The sequence below is a fragment of the Deinococcus phoenicis genome (genome assembly GCF_000599865.1).
Lineage (GTDB): Bacteria > Deinococcota > Deinococci > Deinococcales > Deinococcaceae > Deinococcus > Deinococcus phoenicis.
This window is the reverse complement of the sequence record NZ_JHAC01000011.1, coordinates 107,993-128,759: the sequence shown is the minus strand read 5'-3', so window position 1 is coordinate 128,759 and position 20,767 is coordinate 107,993. Positions and strand designations below refer to the sequence as shown.

The following is a 20,767-nucleotide window of genomic DNA, read 5'->3' as shown; positions in this document are numbered from 1 at the left end:
TTTTAAGCTGTGGATATGGACAGGTTTTCTCGCCTGGAAGGGAAAGTGCGGGCGCGGGAGTTGCGGCAGCGCGCGACGCCGCATGAGGAGGAGTTGTGGCGGCACCTGCGGGCGGGGCGGTTGATGGGCGTGAAGTTCAAGCGTCAGCAGCCGCTCGGCTTTTACATCGCGGATTTCGTCGCGCTGGAGCGGAATCTGGTGATTGAGCTGGACGGCAGCCAGCACGCGGGAAGCGAATATGACGCGGTGCGAGATGCTGAACTCACCGCACGTGGTTTCCGAGTGCTGCGCTTCTGGAACAACGAAGTCACGGAGAACCTGGAAGGCGTGCTGACGCGAATCGCCGAAGCCTTCCAGTAGCCCCTCTCCCCCTGCGGGAGAGGGGTTGGGGAGAGGGGTGGCAACCGCAGGTTGCCCTCTCATGGCTTCTCCTGCCATTGCTCCAGAATCTGCTCTCCGGCGGTCTTTCGGCGATTTTTCTGGATGAATGACGGCACATCCTTCAGGCGTGTTGGATAAGTCCCCCATGTCCCCCAGTAGCCGAAGCCAGCATTCAGAAGCATCTCCGCGACTCGCCAGCCCTCCACATCATCCTTTTGAGGCGCACGGAAATTCTTCCCGATGAGGCGCATCCCTTTTCCACATTGGGGACATGAATGGGAAGCGGATTGTGGGATGAACCGTAGTGCCTTTGAGTTAGGCCGACGAATAAGTACGATTCGTGAACGGTCATCATGGGGTGTTTGAAATTGCTTCCGACAGTCAAAGCAGACATAATGATTGCTGCTCACCCTTCTACCTCCCGCTTATCCACCTTCACCGGCTCGCCCACACCCAGCCGCGCCGTCTTGTGCGTACCCAGCGAAATGGCGATGTTCTTCGTCTCCATGTAGAAGTCGAAGGAGTAGTCGCCGCCGTCGCGCCCGATGCCGCTGTCCTTTACGCCGCCAAAAGGGGTGGGCAGGTGGCGCACGTTCTCGCTGTTCACCCAGACCATCCCGGCTTCGAGGGCCTGCGCGAAGCGGTGCGCGCGGGTGAGGTCATTCGTCCACAGGTACCCGGCCAGCCCGTACTTCACGTCGTTGGCGAGGGCGAGGGCGTCCGCCTCGTCGGTGAAGGGGATGGCGGTCAGGACGGGGCCGAAGATTTCCTCCTGGGCGATCTTCATGTCGTTGCGCGCCCCAGTAAAGAGGGTGGCGGAGACGAAGTTGCCGTCCTCACCCAGGCGCTCGCCGCCCGCCGCGATGGTCGCCCCTTCTTCCCGCGCCTTATCGAAGTAGCTCAGCACCTTTTCAAAGTGGCGGGGGTGGACCAGCGGGCCGATTTCGGTGTTGGGGTCAAGGGGATCGCCCACGCGGATGTTCTTTGCGCGCTCGGCAATACGGGCAGTGAACTCGTCGTAGATGCCTTCCTGAATCAGCACGCGGCTGGAACTGGTGCAGCGTTCACCGTTCAGGCTGTAGATCATGAAGACGACAGCATCCAGGGCCTTTTCCAGGTCAGCGTCGTCGAACACCACCACCGGGTTCTTGCCGCCGAGTTCAAAATGCACGCGCTTTAGCGTGTCCGCGCCCTGCCGCATGATGTGGCTGCCGGTGGTCGTCTCGCCCACAAAGGCCACCGCTTTAATCAGTGGGTGTTCGGTCAGCGCCCTGCCCGCGCTCTCCCCGAAGCCGTGGACGAGGTTATGCACCCCTTTGGGCAGTCCGGCCTCGTCCATGATTTCCGCCAGCAGCGTTGCCGTGACCGGACTCCATTCGGCGGGCTTATGGACCACCGTGCAGCCCGCCGCCAACGCCGGGGCGATCTTCCAGGTGGACAGCATGAAGGGCGTGTTCCAGGGCGTAATCACGCCAACTGGGCCGATGGGCTGACGCAACGTGTAGTTCAGGAAGCCGGGCGCGGGAAGGCTCTGGCCGTCCGCCGCACTCGGCGCGCGGTCCGCGAAGAAGCGGAAGTTTTCCGCCCCCCGTGCCGCCGCCGACTTCATGAAGCGGATGGCCTGCCCGGTGTCCACGCTCTCCAGCAGGGCGATTTCCTGCGCGCGCTTTTCAATCAGGTCCGCGATACGGTGCAGAATTTTACGGCGTTCCTGGCCGCTCACCTCGCGCCAGATCTGGAAGGCGTCGGAGGCAGCGCGGGCAGCGCGGTCGATGTCCACTGCGTCCCCACTTGCCACCGTCGCCAGCACGGAATTGTCGGTGGGCGTGTGCGTCTCGAACGTCTCGCCGCCCTGCGAATCCACCCACTCGCCGCCGATAAAGTGCCGGATGCCCCGCTGCCGCGTGCGCTCCCGCAGTTCGCGGGCCTGTTCGTGGTTGGGGTGAAGTTGCGTCTGGGTCATGGTTGCTCCTTTGCAGGCCGGCTGATGGAGTAGGCGAGGAAGGGTTCGGTTTGCAGAGTCTTGCCCCCCTTGCTCACGGACAGAGCGAGCGTCCTTGCGCTGGCCGGTCGCATGTCGTCCCCCGCAGTCACGGTGTAGGTGTAGCCGTCTTTGGTCGTGAACTGATAGCCCCAGCCCGACTCCGAGCCGAAGTTGATGGGCTTGCCTCCCGTCACAGACACCCCCGGCGTCCCGTCAAAGTTCCGCGTGGCATACGTGGCCGTCTTGCCGTTGTCCCAGATGATGACGGTGCGTTTGTTCGTCACGCCCAGGAAGGCGGCCTGCGGTACGTAGCGGCAGCGGTAGCTCTGGCCGTCCAGCCGGAACTCGTTGATGTGCGTCATCCGGTAGGCGGGGTCTTGCACGTTCTCGATGTTGCTGCTGTGGATGTACGAGTCGGGCGTGTCGGACACGGCCATGCCGGGGGGGGTCAGAGCCGTATAGACCTGTCCCGCGCCCGCGTCGGTTGGGCCAAGCTGCATGGTGTCGATGTTGGGGTTGCCCTTTACGCCCTTGAGCCAGGTGACCAGCGAGGCGGGCTGCGGCATCGTCAGGTCAGCTTTTGCTGGTTGTGTCACCGCCAGCACCCGGTCGGGTGCGTCACACCAGGCGTAGGCAGGCCCAGTCTTGCCGCCATTCTGGATGTACGACTTCATCTCGTACCGCACGGGCGCGGCCAGGGCGAGGGCGGACAGGGCGAGGCCCAGAGTCAGGACAGGTTTCAGCGTCATGCCGACAGGTTGACCCCGCCGCATGAGCGCCGCTCCCCGTTTTCCTGACGCCTGTTCCCCCTTCACCGCTCGTCCCACTCGCCTTCCTTGCTTTCCTTGCCCTTGATGGGTTCGGCGGCCTCGTCCTCCTCCTGAATGTCGTTTTCCAGCACGCCCAGGCCCTCCACCTCCAGGCGCATCACGTCGCCGGGGCGCACGTGGGAGATGCCCTTCGGCGTGCCGGTCAGAATCACGTCGTCCTGTTGCAGCGTCATGAAGCGGCTGATGTGCTCGATCAGTTCGGGAATCCCGAAGATCATGTCGCGGGTGCTGCCTTCCTGCCGCAATTCGCCGTTCACGTGCGCCGTGAGCTGGAGGTCGTGCGGGTCGGCAATCTCGTCGGCGGTCACGTAGTACGGCCCCAGCGGCCCGAAGGTGTCCCAGCCCTTGCCGCGCAGGGGCGGGCGGAAGGTGTTGGTCACGTAGTCGCGCACCACCAGGTCGTTGCCGATGGTGTAGCCGCCGACGTAATCCATCGCGTCCTTCGCCTTCACCCGCCGGGCGTCGCGCCCGATGATGACGCCGAGTTCGACCTCGTAGTGCATGAACTCCGCACCGCGCGGATAGATCACGGTCCCCCGGTGCGGCAGCAGCGTGGTGTTCGGCTTCCAGAAGAGGGCCGGTTCCTTCGGCTGCGTCAGGCCCAGTTCGCCCGCGTGGTCGTTGTAGTTCAGGGCCAGCGCGATGACCTTGGGCGGGTCCACCGGCAGGCGGAACTGGACGGCTTCGGGGTCGTGGGCCACCCCGGCGGCGTCAATGAGTTTTCCGTCCTTGAGGTGACCGTTCAGGTTGCGGCCCCCGGCGATAAAGCGGGCAAGTTTCAAGCGTGGACTCCAATCATGGGACCTCCGCGCGGAGGAAAGGGGAGAGGCTGGGTTCAGGTTGTCGGTTCTTCAGCATAAGGCGGGCCGCCGGGCCGTGGAATGGTGGAGAAAGTGAATCCGTAAGAGCCATGTTGTACTTTTGGACAAATGCCTGACGCGCCCCCCCCTGAACTTCCCTCCGCCGAGGGGCTGGCCCTGCCGGGGGTCGCGGCGCTGCTGTCCACGCTGCGGGGCGCGGTGGCGGGCGCGCAGCCCGAGCGGGAACTCACGGCCCTGCTGGCGCGCCTGACCGGCGGTTTTGCCGAGATTCGCGCGAGCTGGGGGGACGTGGTGGCCTCGGCGGGCCGTGCGGCGGGACCACCCGTCACGCTGCGCCTCTCGTACGGGGACACCAGCGGGGAGCGGCAGGTGGGCACCCTGACGCTGGCGGTGCCGGAAGCGTGGGCGGCGCTCGTGCCGGTCGCGGCGGAATACGCGCTGCTGGCGCGGCTTCAGTCGGCGGCAGCGGGGGCGGCGCGGCGGAGGGTGGGCGAACGCACGCTGGATGCCCTGCTGTCGGGCGCAAAACCGGAGAGCGGGCCGCACGGTGCCGAGCCGATTGCTGTGGCGGTCGCCGCTTTTGCCCGTTCGCCCGCACCGGGCAGCGCCGCGCGCACCGCCCATGCCCACGCGCTGGACGTGCTGGCCGCAGCGGGTGAGGGCTATTTTCTGGAACGGGGCCTGACCGCACACTCGACGGTGCGGGCGGGGCGGGCCGTGTGGCTGTGGCACCCGGCCGATCTGGAACGCGAGGCCGCCGGGCTGCACGCGGCCCTCACGGCCAGCACCGCGCAGGACGTCCGGGTGGGCGTCAGCGGCACCCATCCGGGCAGCCTGTCCGCGCGTGACGCCGAGCGCGAGGCCCGGCACGCCCTGGCCGCCACCCGGCAGGAACGCGCCCTCACCACCTATCACGCGATGGACCCGCTGTATGCCCTGCTTGCGGGGGGCGCCCTCGGCACCCTGCGCGATCAGGTGCGCGGACGCCTCGCCCGGCTGGACGACGGGGGCCGGGTCGAGGCGACCCTGCGCGCCTACCTGGGGTTTTCGGGACCACTTCCCGACCTCGCCCAGCGCCTGAACATCCATGTCAACACGCTGCGCTACCGCCTGCGCCGCGCGGAGGAGGCCCTGGGCGGGAACTTGCGTGACCCGGCGCTGCTCGCCCGGCTGTACCTCGCCTTCGAGGCGGAGGGGGAAAGCGGCGTGGGTGCGGAGGAAGCACGGCCCTGAGCTGCCTCTAGACGGACGGCGCCCCCGTGCCCAGGGCACCCGGCCCCGGGGAAGGCCGTGCCAGCAACTCCAGGCCCGCCTGCGCCACTTCCTCCGGCGAAAAGGCCAGGCATTCCAGATGGAAGGGGCACTCGAAGGCGTAACAGGGGTGACACGGTGTGGGGCGGCGCAGCAGGACCGAGGGCGCATGGCGGGGCCGCCACTGCGATTCATAGTCGGTGCCGGAATAGGTGACCAGCACCGGCGTCCGCACCGCGTCGGCCAGGTGCAGGGCCGACGTGTTGTTGGTCAGCACCAGCCGCGCCCCGGCGATCAGGGCGGCGAAGGTCGCGAGGTCCGTCTGGCCCAGCAGGTCCACGCCGACCGGGCCGAGTTCGGCCAGCAGCGCCCCGCTGCGCTCGCGGTCCTTGGCCACGCCGGTCACGGCTACCTTCAGCCCGGTCTGTTCGGCCAGGAGCCGGGCGGCGCGGGCGGCCTGCTCGGGCGGGTAGGTGCGGGCCGAGCAACTGGCGTAGGGATTGAGCAGCAGATACGGCCCCGGCATCAGCGCCGCCGCCTGCCCCCGCGCTTCCCCGGAAAGCTGAACCTCCAGCGCCCGGTCCCGGACCGGAATCCCCACGGCCTCCAGCAGGCGCAGATTTCGCTCGGCCTGCTGCTCGGCCTCCGGGGTCGGGGAGGGCGGCCCGTGCGTCAGCAGGCCGGGCGCGCATTCCGCCGACTCGCCCAGCCGCAGCGGAATCCCGGCGAACAGGCAGGCCAGCGCCGCCGGATGGGGTGTCTGGCTGAACGAGGTGAGCAGGACGGCGGCGTCGAACCGGCGTTCACGCAGCGTCCCGATCAGCTCCGCCTCCTGGCCGGGGTCGAACGTGCCGCCGCCCAGTTGCTGCCACATCGCCCGCCACACCAGGGTGTCGTCCGCCCAGGGCAGCAGTGGGACGGCTGCCGACCCCCCCGGACTGACCATCAGCGTGAGGCGCACGCCGGGTAGGACCGCCTTGAGTGCCCGCAGCACGGGGGCGGTCATCACCACGTCCCCGATGTTGTCCAGGCGCATGACCAGCACGTTTTTGACGGTGGCCCAGTCCGGGTTCATGGGGCCAGTCACAGGTCCAGCACCTTCGGCGCGTCCACTTCCCGGTGGGGCAGGGTTGTGGGCAGTTCCTGGTGGTACACGCCCGACGGCATCACGCCGCAGCCGCCGAAGCGGGCCATCACCCGCTGCTGGGCCAGCACGTCCTCGCCCGCGTGGTGCTCGGGCAGCTCGCGCCAGAAGCCGAAGCCGCCGACCGCTTCCAGACACGCGCGGTCGTACAGCACGCAGCCGCCCACCCACGCCACCTTGTAGGCGCGGGTCTGGTCAGGCGCCGGGGCCAACTGCTGCTGCACGTGCAGGAGGTTGGCCGCGTTGTGCAGCGCATAGCGTTCCCAGGCGGGGGTGCCGGGCCGCACCGTCTCGGGCGTCACCCGCCCCTCCCAGAACTCCACCGCCTGCTGCTGGGGCCGCACGTCCTCCCGATAGCTCAGGCCGATCACCGCGCTGCCGACAAAGCCGCAGCCCTCGCGCCGGATCGCGGCCAGCATCTGCGCCACCACCCAGGCTTCCAGAATCAGGTCGTCGTCGAGGAACAGGGCCAAGGGGGCGCGCGCCTGGTCCAGCAGAAACTGGCGCTGCTCGGCCATCCCGCGCCGGGGCAGGTGGCGGTGCAGTTCTGCCGCGCAGCCGTGCAGCGCCAGCACCCGCAGGGCCGTCTGGACCTCGGCGCGGTCCCCTGCGGGCTGCTCGCCCTGGTCGGAGATCACCACGCGGAAGGGCTGGGCTGTCTGCGCGGTCAGGCTGGTCAACGTGGCGGCCAGCGCCCCCGGACGGTCGCAGGTGGGAATCAGGATGTCCAGGGGGGTCACGGGACACACTCCAGCGGGGCGGGTTCCAGCAAGTCCAGCGCCGCCGCCACGACCTCCTCCGGCGGCACCCCGCGCAGGCAGAGGTGGTGCCCCTCCGGGCAGACCGAGCGGTAACACCAGCGGCAGGGCACGTCATGCGAGAGGACGCGCGAGGGCACCTGCCAGGGCGTGTGCTGCGGGTTGGTGAGGGCGTAGAGGTCCACGACGGGCGTCCCCAGCGCCGCCGCCATGTGCGCCGGGCCGGTGTTGTTGGAGATCAGCAAGGGGGCGCGTGCGATCAACGCCGACAGTTCTTCCAGGTCCAGTTCCCCGGCCAGCGAGTGCCCCACGCCGCCCGCCATTCGCCGGATGTCCGCGATCAACTCGGCCTCGCCGCCGCTTCCCGTAAAGAGGAGGGTCAGGCCCTGCCCGGCCAGTTGCCGCGCTGCCTGGGCGAAAGACTCGGGCGGGTAGCGCCGCGAGGCGGCGGTGGCCCCCGGATGGATGACCACCCAGGGCCGCGTGAGGGCCAGCCCCGCCAGCCGTTCCGCGACCCGCGCCGCCGCCCCCGGCGAGAAGCTCAGCGACAGCCGCTCATCCGGCGTCCGCGCGCCAACCGCCGCCACCAGATCGAGTTGCCGCTGGACCTCGTGGCGGATGCCCCCTTCGGGTTCCGTCTCGCGCACCCAGTCGGTCAGCAGTTGATAGGGATTCTCGCGGCAGTGGGCCAGCCGCAGCGGAATATCCGCCAGGGAGCACAGCATGGCCGAGGGCAGCGGATTCTGGCTATAGACGGTGAAGATCACGGCGGCGTCAAACTGCTGTTCCCGCAGGAGGTGGATCATCTCCAGGTCGGGCACGCTGCTTGTCCGCGGCGGCGTGGCCTTCAGCCAGGGTGCCCCGTACACCAGCACCTCGTCGATTTCCGGCACCAGGCGGGCGACAGCGGCCCCGGGCGGCGAGGTGAGCAGGGTCAGGCGGCGGCCCGGCGAGCCGCCTTTCAGCGCGCGCAGGGCCGGGGTGGTCATCAGCACGTCGCCGAGGGTGTCCAGGCGCACGGCCAGGATGTTGCGGGCCTCGGACCAGCCGGTCATCTACGTCCCCGTCTGCGGATAGGCCCGCCGCACCCGCTCGATGATGCCGGTGGTCGAGCGGTCGTCCAGATAGGGGAGGAGGCGCACCTCGCCGCCCAGCGACTCGACCAGCGGCGCTTCCGGCAACGTCTCGCGGGTGTAGTCGCCGCCCTTGACGTACACGTCGGGCCGCAGCGCCTCGATCAGCCGGGCCGGGGTGTCCTCGGTAAAGGGCACGATCAGGTCCACGCAGCTCAGGGCGGCCAACACCTGCGCGCGGTCCTCGGTAGGGTTGATCGGCCTTGAGGTGCCCTTCAGGCGGCGCACGCTGGCGTCGTCGTTCAGGCCGACCACCAGCACGTCCCCGAGGGCCTTGGCCTGGTTGAGATAGGTGATGTGCCCCCGGTGCAGCAGATCGAAACAGCCGTTGGTAAAGACCAGCCGCCGCCCCTGTTCGCGCAGCGCGGCGGCGCGGGTCAGCAGCGCCCCCGTGTCCAGCACCTTGTTTTCGGCGGTCAGGAAATCGTGCAGTTCGGCGGCGGGGCAGACGGTGGTGCCGCCTCTGTGAACGACCACGGTCGCGGCGGCGGAGGCGAGGTCGGCGGCGGCGGGCGTGTCGGCCCCGGCCGCCAGCGCCAGGGCCAGCGCGCTCACGAAGGTGTCCCCGGCCCCGGTCGCGTTCGCGTTGGAGTGGGGCTGCGTGAAGGTGCGGTAGGCGGGCTGGCCCCGCTCGAAGACCAGCGCCCCTTCCACGTCCAGCGTCACGGCCACGATGCGCGCGCCGGTTCGCTCCAGCACGGCCTCCTCCCAGCCCGCGGCCTGCGCGAGCCGTTCCTCAGCGCTATGCAGGGCGTGGTCATGCAGCAGCCGCAGCGCCTCACCGTAGTTGGGCTTGGCGGCGGTCACGCCGACCTCGCGGTAGCGCCCCAACTCCTTGGCGTCCGCCACCAGCACGCGGGGCGCGCGGGCCTGCTCCTCGGCCAGCGCCGCGATCAGGCGCGGCGTGAGGATGCCGTACCCGTAATCCGAGACGATCACGGCGTCGGCGCGGCGGAAGGCGGCCCGCAGGCGCACGATCAACTCGGCCTCGTCCGCGCCGGTCACGCCGCTCTCCGTGCCCCGGTCGAGCCGCAGCAGGATTTGCGAGGCGGCCATGACCCGCTGTTTCACCAGCGTCTCGCGCAGGGGCGCGCGCACCACGCCCGAGGTGTCCACGCCCGCTTCCTCCAGCGCGCGCAACAGAATGTCGCCCTCGGTGTCCGTGCCCACCACCGACAGGAACTCGACCGTGGCCCCCAGCGCGCGGGCGTTCTCGGCGGCGTTGGCGGCTCCGCCAGGCACGTCCTGCCGCCCGTGCAGCGCCACGATGGGCACCGGGGCCTCGCGGCAGAGGCGGTCGGCGCTGCCATACAGGTAACTGTCGAGCATCGCCTCGCCGATCACGACCACCCGCAGGCGGCTGAACCCGTCAAGATGTTCTGAGAGCATCTTCCCTCCCTTCCTCTTCCTGTACAGCCCCTTCGGCGGTCAGAATCGCCACCGCCACGTCGGGCCAGCCCCGCGCCGTCACGTCCGGCGTGCGGTACGGCCCCGGCACCCACTCCGTCTCGCCGCCCGTGTCCAGCAGCACCGTGCGGCATCCCGCCCGCCCGCCGGCCTCCACGTCGTTCAGGATGTCCCCGACCATCCAGGAGGCCCCCAGGTCGAGGCCCAGGTCATGGGCGGCGCGGCGCAGCAGGCCCGGTTGTGGTTTGCGGCACTCGCACGCCCGCGTGTACTCGGCCACGGTCCCTTCCGGGTGGTGCGGGCAGGCATAGAACCCCGAGAGTGGCACCCCCTCGGCTCCGAGCAACGCCCGCAGCCGCGCCTCTACCCCACCCAGCGCCGACCCGGGAAAGAGGCCGCGCGCCACGCCCGACTGGTTGGTCACGACGACCAGGGCGAAGCCCGCCCCGTGGAGGGCGCGGAGTGCCTCGCCCACGCCGGGCAGCAGGCGGATCAGCGCCGGGTCCACGTTGTAGGGCACGTCCTCGATCAGCGTGCCGTCCTTGTCGAGAAAGGCGGCCTTCTGCACGGCCGCCCTCACGGCCAGGAGGTTTCGCGCATCGGGAGGACCGTCATTTCCGGGACCACGGTGCCTTCGGGCTGAAGCAGCACGTAGCGCACAGCTTCCGCCACGTTGCGCGGGTCTTGCAGGTTGTCCAGTGGCGTGTCGGGGAAGCGCTCCAGGATGAAGGGCGTCTGCATCCCGCCCACCACCAGCGCCGTCACCCGGACGCCGTGGGGCCGGGCTTCGACGTGCAGCGCGTGGCTGAGGCCCAGGAGGCCCCACTTGCTGGCGTGGTAGGCGGTCGCGTTGGCCCAGGCGCGCTTGGCCGCCGTGGAGGTGATGTTCACGATGGCCCCGTGCCCGCGTCCCGCCATGCGCGGCAGCACCGCGCGCGCCAGCAGGAACGGCCCGCGCAGGTTCACGTCCAGCACGCGGTCGATGTCCGCCACGCTGAGTTCCTCGACGGGCACGGTCACGTCGGTCCCCGCGTTGTTGATCAGGATGTCGAGGTGGCCGTAGTCCTCCTCCAACTGGCGCACGGCCTCTTCCAGCGCGTTCTCGTCCCGCACGTCGAGGTGGATGGCCTTCGCCTTGAGTCCGGCGCCCGTCAGTTCCCCCGCGAGGCGCTCGGCCTGCCCGAGCTGAATGTCGGCGGCGATCACCTGCGCGCCGGACTCGGCCAGCACACGGCAGATGGCCGCGCCGAGGCCGCTTCCGCCGCCCGTGACCAGGGCGACCTGGCCGGTGAGGGCGCTGCTGAAGGCGGACTGGTTCTGCGTTCCGGCGTTCTGGGGCTGGGAGATGGACTGGGTCATAGGTTCGCTCCTTTGCGTGTTTCCTGTGCGGCACTGATCTGGGGGGCACTGATCTGGAGGGCACTGATGAGGGGTGAGGCCGCGCCGGGCGGGTTGAGGCGCGCGGCGGTCGGCAGGGAGGCGGGGACGGCGGCGGAAATCTGCTCCTCCACCAGTTCGCAGATCAGGTGCAGGGCGAGAAGCTGGATTTCCTGGATGCGTGGCGTGTCGGTGCTGGCGACCATCAGCGGCAGGTCGGCCAGCGGGCGCGCGGCTCCCCCGCTGCCGCCCAGCAGCGCCAGGGTGGTCAGGCCCCGCGTCCGGGCCGCCTGAAGCGCGGCCACCACGTTCGGTGACTGCCCGCTGGTGCTGATGACGAGGAGCAGATCGCCCGGGCAGCCGAACGCCTCGACCTGCCGGGCGAACACGTCCCCGAAGCCCACGTCGTTCGACCAGGCGGTCAGCAGGGCCGTGTCGGCGGTGAGGGCCAGCACCGGCAGGCCGCGCCGCCCGTCCAGGCGGAAGCGCCCGACCAGCTCGGCGGCGAAATGCTGCGCGTCGGCGGCGCTGCCCCCGTTGCCGCACACCAGCACCTTGTTGCCCCGCTCGAAGCATTCGGAAATCGCCTGCGCGGCGGCCCCGATCTGCGGTTGCAGGGCCGCCCGCGAGTGCGCGAGGGCAGCGATCAGGCCCTGAAAGGCGCGCTCGACGGTGATCGGGGAGGTGGTCTGCGCGGCGGCCGGGACGGTGGGGGGCCGCGTCCGCTCCACCTCCTGCCCGACCTCGCGGTAGACCTGTGCGAGTTGCCGGGCGACCCCCTCCCAGGTGAAGTGCGTCCGCACGCGCTGCAACGCCGCCTGCCCCATCCGTTCACGCAGCGGGGCGTCCGTCAGCAGGTCCCCCAGCCGTTGCCCCAGCGCGGCAGGGTCACGCGGCGGCACCAGAGAGCCGGTCTCGCCGTCCACCACCGTGAACTGGATGCCGCCCACCCGCGCGCCGAGCACGGGCGTGCCGCAGGCCATCGCCTCCAGCGGCGTAATGCCGAAGGGTTCGTACCAGGGCGTGCTGACGAACACGTCCGCCGCGCTGTAGTAGTCACGCAGCGCGGCGCGCTCGCGGCTGCCGGTAAAGGTTACGCGGTCCGCCACGCCTTCTGCGCGCGCTATGGCCTGCAAGCGCCCCAGTTCGGGCGTCAGGGCCGGGTCGGGGTCGGGGCTGTTGCCGCCCACCACCAGCAGGCGGGCCGAAAGGTCACGGCCCCGCAGCGCGCGCGCAAAGCCCCGGATCGCGTCGTCCACACCCTTGCGCGGCACCATACGGCCCAGTTGCAGCACCAGCGCCTCGTCGGGGTCGAGGCCGAGCCGCTGCCTGGCCTCGCGGCGGTCCTGCGGCATGAACTCGGCGGGGTCGAACCCGCAGGGCACCGTGACGATGCGCGCGGGGTCGGCCGCGTACAGCTCGCGCAGGTCCGCCTCGTCCTGGGGGCACTCCGCGATGATGCGGTGGGCTTCCCGCACCAGCCGCTCCTCTATGGCGAGGCGGGCTTCCGGGAAGCCGTCGGCCTCGCCCTGATGCAGGCGGCGCACTTTGCCCAGCGCGTGAAAGGTGATGACGAAGGGCAGCCCCAGCATCCGCGCCAGGTCGGCGGCCACCAGGCCCGACATCCAGAAGTTGGCGTGCAGCAGGTCATAGCTGCCTTCCCGCGCCATGAACCCCGCCATGAAGCGGGTGAAGTCGGCCATCAGCGGCAACAGGTCTTCCTTGGGCAGCGCGGCCGCCGGACCCGCCGGAACGTGGATCACGCGCACACCCGGCACCCACGCCAGGACTTCGGGCAGCCCGGGGTCGTCCCGGCGGGTGAACACGTCCACCACGTACCCCAGCGCCGCGAGGTGCCGCGCGACCTGCGCCACGTACACGTTCTGCCCGCCCGCGTCGGTGCCGCCCAGGGCCGCCAGCGGCGAGGCGTGTTCGCTGATCAGGGCGATTCGCGGCGTCCCGGACTCCAGCTTCGGCATCACAGCCCTCCCACCAGCGCGCCGCGCCCGGCGACCTCGCGGAAGGCGGCATCCCAGTCACGCGTGAAGCGCCCCATCGAGAAGCGTTCCCGCGCCACTTCCCGCGCGCCCGCGCCCAGCCGCCGGGCCTCCCCGGGGTCGTCCAGCAGGTGCCGCATCCGTTCCATCAGCCGCCGCACGTCCGTGTCCACATAGCCGTTGACGCCGTTCTGCACAGCGGTCGCCATCTCGGTCGTCGCTAGACCGAGGATCGGCATCCCCAGCATCATCGCCTCGCAGACCGCCAGGCCCAGGCTGGTGTAGCGGATCGGGTTGAAGAAGAAGCGGTAGGGCGCGGCGAAGGCGGGCAGTTCGGCCAGCGGAACCGACCCCAGCCCGCCCGCCGCCTCCGACTCCATGCCGATCAGGTCCAGCGGCACTTCCGAGCGCACCCGCTCGAACACGTCCGCGCCCAGCCGCCGCCCGCGCTTCTGGAGGCCGTTCACCACCGTCAGGCCGCGTGCGTTCTCACCGGTCCACCTCAGGCCCGGGTCCAGCACGCCGTGTTCGATCACGCGGGTGGGCGTGCGCCCGCTGTCCCACATCAGGTCGTTGAAGGGCGTCACGTGGACCAGCAGCACTTCGGGGTCGTCCACCGGGTGCCGGGTGTCAGTCGGCGTCTCGCGCGGCGGGTCGTGTTCGAGGTAAATGCGCGGCAGCCTGCGCTGGGCGGGCGACAGGATCTCGAACTGATCCTCCAGATAGTTCCTGTGCGACTGGAACAGCACCGCGTCGAACGTCTGATTGCGCACCTCCTCTGCCGGAACGTCGTGCACGTTGTCGCCCCAGCGGAAGTCGCCCGCGCGCCCGCCGTAGCCCTCAGGCCGCCCCGGCTTGACCGGGAGGTAGAACTCGTGCGGGGCCTGGGTCAGGTAATGCAGGTAGCTGCCGTGAATGTGCCAGGTCAGAATCCGTAGGGGTCGCATCTCAGCTCCTTTCGGGAGAAGAACAGCTGGCCGTGGAAAAGAGGCCGGTGAGGAGCGTGGAGGCCGGGTCCGGGGTTCCCGGCCCACTCCGAGCGGGCTTGAGCCAGCGGGTCAGGGTCTGGCCGCCGAACTCGCCCGACACGCCTGCCCGCACGGGAATCCCGGCCAGGGCACACAGGTAGCCCAGCCCATGCGGCGAGTCGCCGGGGGCAGTCAGGATCAGGGCGGCGTCGAAGCGCCCGGCCCGCAGCCGGTCCAGCAGGTCGGGCGTCCAGAAGGTGCCCGGGGCCATCACGGAGGCCGCCCAGCCCGGCAGGTGCCCGCCTTCCCCGGCGGGGATGAGCAGGGTGAAGTGTGCGTCCGGCCAGGCCGCCCGGCATTCCTCCAGCGCGGGCCGCAGCGCCGTGAGGTCGCCGGTGCAGGCCAGCAGCACCCGTTGCCCCACCCCGAACTGCCCCGGCCCGAACCTTGCTTCAGAAGGCGCCTCAGAAGGCATAGTCCGGCTCCTGTTGCAGCAGGTCGTCCACTTCGGTCAGCACCCTGCCCAGGTCGCCCCGGACGGCCCGGTGCCGTTCGCGGTCCAGCGGTGCCCAGCGGGCCGGGTCGGAGGCCAGGAACAGGACGACGCTGGGGGTGCGCGTGGCCGCCGCGAGGTGTGAGACGCCGGTATCCCCACTGACCAGGACCCGCGCCCCCGCGAGCAGGGCGGCCAGGGTGCCCAGATCGGTCTGTCCGGTCAGGTCGAGTGCGCCGGGCAGCGCCAGCGCCTCCCGCACGGCCCGCGTGAGTTCGGCCTCACCCGGAGTGCCGGTCAGCACCACGCGCAACCCCCGTTCGGCCAGCCGGTCGGCCACCTGCGCGAAGTGCCGGGGAGGCCAGCGCCGCTCGGGACGGCTGGCCCCGGGGTGAACCACCGCGTAGCTGCCCGGCGTGAGGGCGTGGGCATCAGGCAGGGCACGCAGCGCCGCCCGGTCCTCCTCGTGAATGGGAAACGCCAGTGCCGTTCCCTGGGACGGGTAACCCAGAAATTCCACCAGGCGCAGCCAGACCAGCGGTTCCGGCTCGCCCTCCTGATACGGCAGAAACCGCGCCGGGTCTGGGCACCACTGCCCCGGCAGGAAGCGCCCCGCAGTCTGCCGCGCTCCCAGCAGGGCCACCAGCGCGTTGCTGACCGGCCCACTCCCGTGCAGCTGCAACGCCAGTTCGTATTTCCCCTGCGCTCCGCTCAGGAAGGCGAGCAATTCGCGGTTCCGAACAGGCTGTTCGGGGAGGCCCGGAAAGCCGGGAAACACCTCCAGCCGGTCGATCAACTCCGGGAAACGCTGCGCGAAGCCCGCCGCCTGAGGCAGGCCCAGCAGCGTGAGTTCTGCTTCCGGCAGCCCCGCCCGCAGCGCCCGCAAGGCGGGGACGGCGCACAGCAGGTCACCCAGGCCCGGCAGGGCGCGGAAGATCAGCACACGTTTCGCAGGATGTTCGGCCATAACCATGACAGCTCCGCCGGACAGCGCCAGAGCGGCCGTCCTGAAAAGGGGAACGGAAAGTGACGACGCCCACCCGGGCGTGTCGGAGGATTTGAAGCAGACAGGAACAGGAAGAGTCTTTGTACTGAGAGTGCCTGACTTCTCCGGTCTTCTCAGGACCGTCGAGATTTATTCCCGGCTGGGAAGAAGGGCTTTGCTCTCTCACCTGATCCTAGGTAGGCTTCCCCGTGAATGCATGGTGCAGATGCACAACGACAGGCACTCATGCAGAAGTATTTTAGGCAGATGCACAATCACCAAGCTGGCGAATATTAAAAACCTCGGCTAGAACAACAAAAAAGGGCTTTCGCAAGTGGCCCCCCATTTCCTTCAGCCTCTTTTAAGCTGTTCTGACCCTTCTTACCGAGTTATCTAAAGTCAGCTTCATCAGATTGAGAGAAAAGCGGACAGCGCCTGTCTGAGTTCAGCAATCGAAAGCTGAGTAGCGGGGCCAAAAGGTCCGTTGGGCGGGGCAAACGAAGCCCAGATAACGCAGCAGCCTGCGGTGGTCCTGCCCCGGGAGTTCTAGCCGTGCAGGCGGCGGATCAGCAGGGCCAGCCGGATCTGCACGGCGTCGTCGAACGTGCGCGGGTTCAGCCCCGTCAGCGACGTGATCTTGTCGAGTCGGTAGTTCAGCGTGTTGCGGTGCAGCCCCAGGCGGCGCGCAGCCGCGAGAGGGTGGCAGTTCTCGGCAAAGAGGGCCTCCAGGGTGTCCAGCAGTTCCGGCTCGTGGTCCAGCGGGCTGAGGAGGTGCAGGGCCAGGCCCAGTTTGGTCGGCTCGTCGCCCAGTCCCACGAAGGCGGCCACGCCGAGCGCGTCGAGGGTATGCCCCCGGTTCTCGCCGCTCAGGCGGCTGCCCAGCGAGAGGGCGGCGCGGGCGTCCTGATAGGAGCGGGCCAGCCCGTCCAGCCCCCGGTGATACCGCCCGATACCCATGCCCAGCGGCGTGCCCAGGTCGGCTTGCAGGCGGTCCAGCAGCGCGTTGCCCGCCCGCTTGAGGGCGACCAGGTTGGCCCAGGAAGAACTGGCGGGGGCTTCCGCGTCGCTGTCCTCGGTCCACAGGCTCAGGTTGCGGGTGTCGCTGGCCTTGAGAACCGCCACCTCGCCCTCCCCGATATAGGCACAGATGGTGTCGTTGGGCAGGCGAAAGAAATTGACCACGCTGCCCACCACCAGTTGCGCCCGCTGCTGGACGCGGGCCGGGTCCTGTCCCGGTCCCAGCAGGTACCTCGAAGCGTCGATCAGGATCACGGCGCGGGGCGGTCCCAGGTCCATGCCCAGGATGCGCGCCTGGCGCAGCAGCGTTTCCTCGTCCAGAACGAGGCCGCGCAGCAGGTCGTGGATGAAGGTGTTTTTCAGCTCCTGCTGCTGCGGCAGCCGGTCCACCACCAGCGCCTGCCCCAGCACCAGCTCGACCACCCCGTGGGCCAGGCGCGGCGAGAATGCCTCTCCCTCGCCGGGCAGGATCAGCACCCGGCTTTCCTGCCCCCCGAAGCGGAAGGGGACAGGCAACGCCCCCTCCAGAGGTTCGAGGCTCGCCAGCGGCAGGCCGCACCACTCCGGTTGGCTCGACGCTACCACCCGGCCTTCCGGGTTCACCACCAGGGTCGGGGCGGCCAGCAGTTCGGCGGTGCGGTCACTGACCAGCTGGGTGACGCGCTCGTAACGGAGATCGGTGGCGGACAGGGCTTCACCTCCGGGTAGGGGGCCTGAAGGCTAGCGCAGGCCCGCGCGGGGGTCCAGCGCGAAAAGGAACTCCCCGACCGTTGCCCCGCACAGGTCAGGCCGGAGGAGGGTCGCGCCGCCTACCCGCGCCGGGTCGCCCAGGCCAACCACCCGGAAGCCGCCCGCCCGCGCCGCCCGCACGCCCGCCTCCGAGTCCTCGAACACGACGCAGTGGGCGGGGTGCAGGCCCAGCCGCCCGGCCACCCACAGGAAGATGTCGGGCGCGGGCTTGGGATTCACCACGCTGGAGCCGTCGGCAAAGGCGCCGAACAGAGAAGTCACGCCGAGCTGGTCGCACACCCGCCGCGCGTTGCGGCTCGACGAGGCCAGACCCAGGCGGACGCCCCTTTCCCGCGCCTCGTGCAACAGCTCGGACACGCCCGGCAGCAGGTCGGCGGGACCCAGCCCGGCCAGCGCCTCCAGAAAAGAGGCGTTCTTGCGCCGCAGCAGGTCCGCCCGCTGCTCCGGTGGGCAGGCCCGCCCACCGAGCCACAGGTCGAGGGCGTCCTCGCGGGTGCGGCCCAGGAGCGCCGCGTTGGCCTGGCGGGAAAAGGCGTGGCCCTCCTCCTCCGCCAGCCGCCGCCAGGAGTGGTAATGCAGTTCTGCCGTGTCGGTCAGCACGCCGTCCAGATCGAAGATGAAGCCCAGGTCCACCGCACGCGGCTCCACCTCAGGGCCGTTCCAGCTTCACCAGCAGCCCGGCGTGGTCCGAGGCGCGCCGCAGCCCCTCGCTCTCCGCCAGGACCACACTGATCGTCTGTGCCCGCACGCCGCGCGTCCAGACGTAGTCGATGCGGATGCTGGGGTCGCGGTCCTCCGCGAAAGTGAAGCCGTTCTCGGCGGGATGCAGGGCGGCCCAGGCGTCGATCCATTCCGCCTCGCGCAGGCCGCCCAGGTGCGGGCTGTCCGGCTGCATGTTGAAGTCGCCCGCCAGGACCGCCGCCGGTCCCGCCGTCCCCTCCAGCACCGACAGCGCCTCCCGCACGTTGTCTTCCTGCTGGGCGGGCACCCAGGAAAAGTGGGCGCCAAACACGTCCAGCGGCCCCTCCGGCGTCTCGAAGCGGCCATGCAGCAGCACCCGGCGGCTGGGGTCCTCCAGGCCGGGTTGCAGGCTCAGTTCATGGCGGCGCACGTCGGGCAGCGGTCCCATTGTCAGAAAGGCCAGGCCATCCTGCCTGCCGTCCGGATGCGTCTGCGCGGCTACGAAGACCGCCCTGTAGCCCTCTAGACTGGCCGCGAGCTGAGTGGCCTGGTCGGAAGGGTGCTGCTCCGGATCCAGCGCGACGGCCTGAAGTGTGACGATGTCGGGCTGGGCCTCCGTGATGGCGCGCTCGATCAGTTTGCGCCGCTCGTCCCAGGGGCCGTGCCTGTCCGCGTAGCCCTGAAGATTCAGGGTGAGGAGCCTGGTCATGCGGTCACTTCCTTTCCGCGTGGCCTGTGGGGACCACGATTTCTGCTGCTGCCGCTGCCTGCCGCTCCCCGATCACCTCGCGGAAAAAGGCGATCAGGCGGCCTGCGTGGTGGTCGAAGGTGAACTGGTCGCGCACCGCCCAGACCCGTTCGCGCAGCCGGTTCAGGTGTTCGCGGTCCTGAAGCTGCGCGCCGAGGTCCTGCATGTCCCGGAAAAAGAGGCCCAGGTCCAGTTCGCGCGCCAGTGTCTGCGTGGCGACGATGTGGCCGCTGTTGTCCCCTTGCAGCATGGGCAGCCCCGCCGCCGCCAGCGTCGCCATCCGCGCGGGCAGGTTCAGGTCGTCCCAGTTGGCCCGCCGCAGTTCGCCCCCGTTCTCGCTGCGGAAAAAGTGCAGCCAGCCCGCGTCGTAGCGCGAGAACTCGGCCACCCAGTCCTCCTGGTTCACGTTGGGGTGCAGGTGCAGGAAGCGGCCCGCGAGTCCCTTTGCCCGCTCGATCCAGCCGCGCCACTGCCCGTGCGTGAACTCGCCGTAGAAGTGCAGGTGAATGCCCTGGGCGGCGAGTTCGGCCACCGTCTCGGGGTGCAGGCCGATGGGGCGGCCCGGCACGACCGTATGAATCTCACCGTCCGTGTCCGAGAGCCGGGGCGAGCGTTCACCCTGCACGCCCTCACGCCTGGGCAGGTCGCCGTCGAGGACCAGCGTGGGGCGGCCGCCCTTCAGTTCCGGCGAGAGCGTCTCGAACCAGTCCTGCATCTCCTGGCTGGAATAGATGCGCCCGTCGGCGCGGGTATACAGCTCCAGCAGCTCACGCCAGGTGCCCTTTTCCAGGCAGATGAAGGGGCCTTCCTTGAAGTGCCACACGAAGGGCACGCCGGGATTTTCCGTCAGGACGTGGTGGGCGAAGGGCACTGCCTGCCAGTTCAGCAGCCCGTAGATGACGTCCGGCCTGATCGCCCGCACCGCCGCCTGCCAGTTCTCGCGCGGGATGTCCTGCACGTGGCCGAAGGGCAGCGGGCCGACCCAGTTGTACCAGTATGGCCGGTCCGTCCACAGCCCGTAGAGCTGGTGGCCGCGCTCGGCCAGGGCCAGTACCCGCTCGGGGTTGTAGGCGAGTTCCCCGACGAGCAGGATTTTCAACCCGTCCGGGGCGGGAGGCGTGGGCGGGCGCTCGCGGTCCTTGCGGTAGCGTTCACCCTCGTCGATGTGGTGCCCGACCGTCGTGTGGAAGCGCAGCGGCTCCTGTACGCCGTAGTACACCCGGTAGGGATTGATCCCGCCTTCCGGCTCGCGCACGATCTTGTGCCGCTGGTCCGGGTGGTCCACCCACTCGCACGTCACGGCCCCGGTGCCCACCGCCGGGCCGCGCCGGGTCAGGTGGTGCCAGTACATCCGGTTCAGGTCGTCGGTCGTCAGTTCGTCCCGCTCCAGCCAGCGGTCCCCGGTGCGGCGGTGCATCACCTGCACGAGTTGCAGCGGAGAACCGTCGATCTGTCCCGCCGCCGCCTTGTTGTAGTGGTGCCGCACACCCGAATAGGCGAGCGAGGCTCCGGGATGGGCCGCCAGCGCGCCCACCAGCCCCTCCAGATGCTCCCGGTAATACACGTCATCCGACGGCAGGTAGGCGACCAGCGGGGCCTGCGCCCGCGAGAGCGCGTGATTGAGGGCCGCTCCCAGACCACGATTGCGCTCTAGACGGTGATACGTGATGCGGGGGTCGGAGAGGTAAGGCCGCACGGCCGCCGCAGTGTTATCGGGGGAGCCGTCATCCACCACGATCAGTTCCCAGTCGGGAAGGGACTGGGCGAGGAGACTTTCGAGGGCGCGGGGCAGGAAACTCGCCTGTCTGAAGGTCGGCATCAAGACCGAGACGCGCGGGCCAGGCCGGGCCGTCATCGGGACCGTTCCAGCGGCGGCTGGGAGGCAGGACGTCCTGTACGTTGTCTGGGTGGCATGAGGTCCTCCTGACGGTGTCGGCCGTCGGCGTGTCGGGCCGACGTGTGGGGCGGCCTGAAGGTCCGTCCATCCGAAAAGGAAGGAGGATCAGAGCCTGCCGCAGAGGTTGGCGTTCCCTGCCCAGGTG

20 protein-coding genes are annotated in these 20,767 nt (G+C 69.6%); 2 read left to right on the top strand and 18 right to left on the bottom strand.

Annotation, left to right across the window (positions count from 1 at the left end; genetic code table 11):
- Positions 1-15: 15 nt before the first annotated feature.
- Positions 16-360 carry an endonuclease domain-containing protein gene (locus DEIPH_RS03820; protein ID WP_034354034.1) on the top strand — a complete coding sequence of 115 codons (345 nt, stop codon included), beginning with the start codon at positions 16-18 and terminating at the stop codon, positions 358-360.
- 59 nt (positions 361-419) lie between these two features.
- Here DEIPH_RS03820 and DEIPH_RS19640 read toward each other — a convergent pair whose 3' ends face one another.
- The 4 genes from DEIPH_RS19640 to DEIPH_RS03805 all read right to left on the bottom strand — a co-directional run bounded on the left by DEIPH_RS19640 (position 420) and on the right by DEIPH_RS03805 (position 3,977).
- The gene (locus DEIPH_RS19640) at positions 420-632 is read right to left on the bottom strand and encodes a hypothetical protein (protein ID WP_152544785.1); all 213 of its coding nucleotides are present in this window, start codon (positions 630-632) and stop codon (positions 420-422) included.
- A gap of 155 nt (positions 633-787) precedes the next feature.
- On the bottom strand, positions 788-2,344 hold the full coding sequence (gene hpaE, locus DEIPH_RS03815; RefSeq protein WP_034354031.1) for a 5-carboxymethyl-2-hydroxymuconate semialdehyde dehydrogenase: 1,557 nt from the start codon (positions 2,342-2,344) through the stop codon (positions 788-790).
- Complete coding sequence (locus tag DEIPH_RS03810; protein WP_034354029.1) at positions 2,341-3,114, bottom strand: hypothetical protein; 774 nt, start codon at positions 3,112-3,114, stop codon at positions 2,341-2,343. The genes hpaE and DEIPH_RS03810 overlap by 4 nt, the downstream gene beginning before the upstream one ends.
- A 62-nt stretch (positions 3,115-3,176) precedes the next feature.
- Positions 3,177-3,977 carry a fumarylacetoacetate hydrolase family protein gene (locus DEIPH_RS03805; RefSeq protein WP_034354027.1) on the bottom strand — a complete coding sequence of 267 codons (801 nt, stop codon included), beginning with the start codon at positions 3,975-3,977 and terminating at the stop codon, positions 3,177-3,179.
- A gap of 147 nt (positions 3,978-4,124) precedes the next feature.
- Here DEIPH_RS03805 and DEIPH_RS03800 point away from each other — a divergent pair, with 147 nt between their 5' ends.
- Positions 4,125-5,249: a helix-turn-helix domain-containing protein gene (locus DEIPH_RS03800; protein WP_034354024.1), complete on the top strand. Its 1,125-nt coding sequence runs from the start codon at positions 4,125-4,127 to the stop codon at positions 5,247-5,249.
- Between the two features lie 7 nt (positions 5,250-5,256).
- Here DEIPH_RS03800 and DEIPH_RS03795 read toward each other — a convergent pair whose 3' ends face one another.
- From DEIPH_RS03795 to DEIPH_RS03730, 14 genes are all read right to left on the bottom strand, one after another.
- Positions 5,257-6,354, bottom strand: a complete 1,098-nt coding sequence (locus DEIPH_RS03795; RefSeq protein ID WP_200868154.1) for a glycosyltransferase family 9 protein — start codon at positions 6,352-6,354, stop codon at positions 5,257-5,259.
- Entirely contained in the window at positions 6,351-7,151 is an 801-nt protein-coding gene (locus DEIPH_RS03790; RefSeq protein WP_200868153.1) for a glycosyltransferase family 2 protein, read from the bottom strand. Before DEIPH_RS03790 ends, DEIPH_RS03795 begins: the two co-directional genes overlap by 4 nt.
- The gene (gene waaF, locus DEIPH_RS03785) at positions 7,148-8,224 is read right to left on the bottom strand and encodes a lipopolysaccharide heptosyltransferase II (protein ID WP_034354021.1); all 1,077 of its coding nucleotides are present in this window, start codon (positions 8,222-8,224) and stop codon (positions 7,148-7,150) included. The genes DEIPH_RS03790 and waaF overlap by 4 nt, the downstream gene beginning before the upstream one ends.
- On the bottom strand, positions 8,225-9,691 hold the full coding sequence (gene rfaE2, locus DEIPH_RS03780; protein WP_034354017.1) for a D-glycero-beta-D-manno-heptose 1-phosphate adenylyltransferase: 1,467 nt from the start codon (positions 9,689-9,691) through the stop codon (positions 8,225-8,227). It lies immediately after the preceding gene.
- Positions 9,672-10,277, bottom strand: coding sequence for a D-glycero-alpha-D-manno-heptose-1,7-bisphosphate 7-phosphatase (locus DEIPH_RS03775; RefSeq protein ID WP_034354015.1), 606 nt, complete (start codon positions 10,275-10,277; stop codon positions 9,672-9,674). The genes rfaE2 and DEIPH_RS03775 overlap by 20 nt, the downstream gene beginning before the upstream one ends.
- Positions 10,278-10,285: 8 nt before the next feature.
- On the bottom strand, positions 10,286-11,068 hold the full coding sequence (locus tag DEIPH_RS03770) for an SDR family oxidoreductase (protein ID WP_081790761.1): 783 nt from the start codon (positions 11,066-11,068) through the stop codon (positions 10,286-10,288).
- The gene (locus DEIPH_RS03765; RefSeq protein WP_081790760.1) at positions 11,065-13,065 is read right to left on the bottom strand and encodes a glycosyltransferase; all 2,001 of its coding nucleotides are present in this window, start codon (positions 13,063-13,065) and stop codon (positions 11,065-11,067) included. The genes DEIPH_RS03770 and DEIPH_RS03765 overlap by 4 nt, the downstream gene beginning before the upstream one ends.
- Positions 13,065-14,030, bottom strand: coding sequence for a glycosyltransferase (locus DEIPH_RS03760; RefSeq protein ID WP_034354012.1), 966 nt, complete (start codon positions 14,028-14,030; stop codon positions 13,065-13,067). Before DEIPH_RS03760 ends, DEIPH_RS03765 begins: the two co-directional genes overlap by 1 nt.
- A gap of 1 nt (position 14,031) precedes the next feature.
- Positions 14,032-14,526, bottom strand: a complete 495-nt coding sequence (locus DEIPH_RS03755; protein ID WP_152544783.1) for a glycosyltransferase family 9 protein — start codon at positions 14,524-14,526, stop codon at positions 14,032-14,034.
- A complete protein-coding gene (locus DEIPH_RS03750; protein WP_200868152.1) occupies positions 14,516-15,511 on the bottom strand; it encodes a glycosyltransferase family 9 protein in 996 nt (331 codons plus the stop codon). The genes DEIPH_RS03755 and DEIPH_RS03750 overlap by 11 nt, the downstream gene beginning before the upstream one ends.
- A 564-nt stretch (positions 15,512-16,075) precedes the next feature.
- Positions 16,076-17,131: a PucR family transcriptional regulator gene (locus tag DEIPH_RS20110; RefSeq protein ID WP_200868151.1), complete on the bottom strand. Its 1,056-nt coding sequence runs from the start codon at positions 17,129-17,131 to the stop codon at positions 16,076-16,078.
- A gap of 135 nt (positions 17,132-17,266) precedes the next feature.
- Positions 17,267-17,944, bottom strand: coding sequence for a beta-phosphoglucomutase family hydrolase (locus tag DEIPH_RS03740; RefSeq protein WP_200868150.1), 678 nt, complete (start codon positions 17,942-17,944; stop codon positions 17,267-17,269).
- Between the two features lies 1 nt (position 17,945).
- Positions 17,946-18,686, bottom strand: a complete 741-nt coding sequence (locus DEIPH_RS03735; RefSeq protein ID WP_034354004.1) for an endonuclease/exonuclease/phosphatase family protein — start codon at positions 18,684-18,686, stop codon at positions 17,946-17,948.
- A gap of 4 nt (positions 18,687-18,690) precedes the next feature.
- Positions 18,691-20,580 carry a glycosyltransferase gene (locus DEIPH_RS03730; RefSeq protein WP_081790759.1) on the bottom strand — a complete coding sequence of 630 codons (1,890 nt, stop codon included), beginning with the start codon at positions 20,578-20,580 and terminating at the stop codon, positions 18,691-18,693.
- Positions 20,581-20,767: the final 187 nt, after the last annotated feature.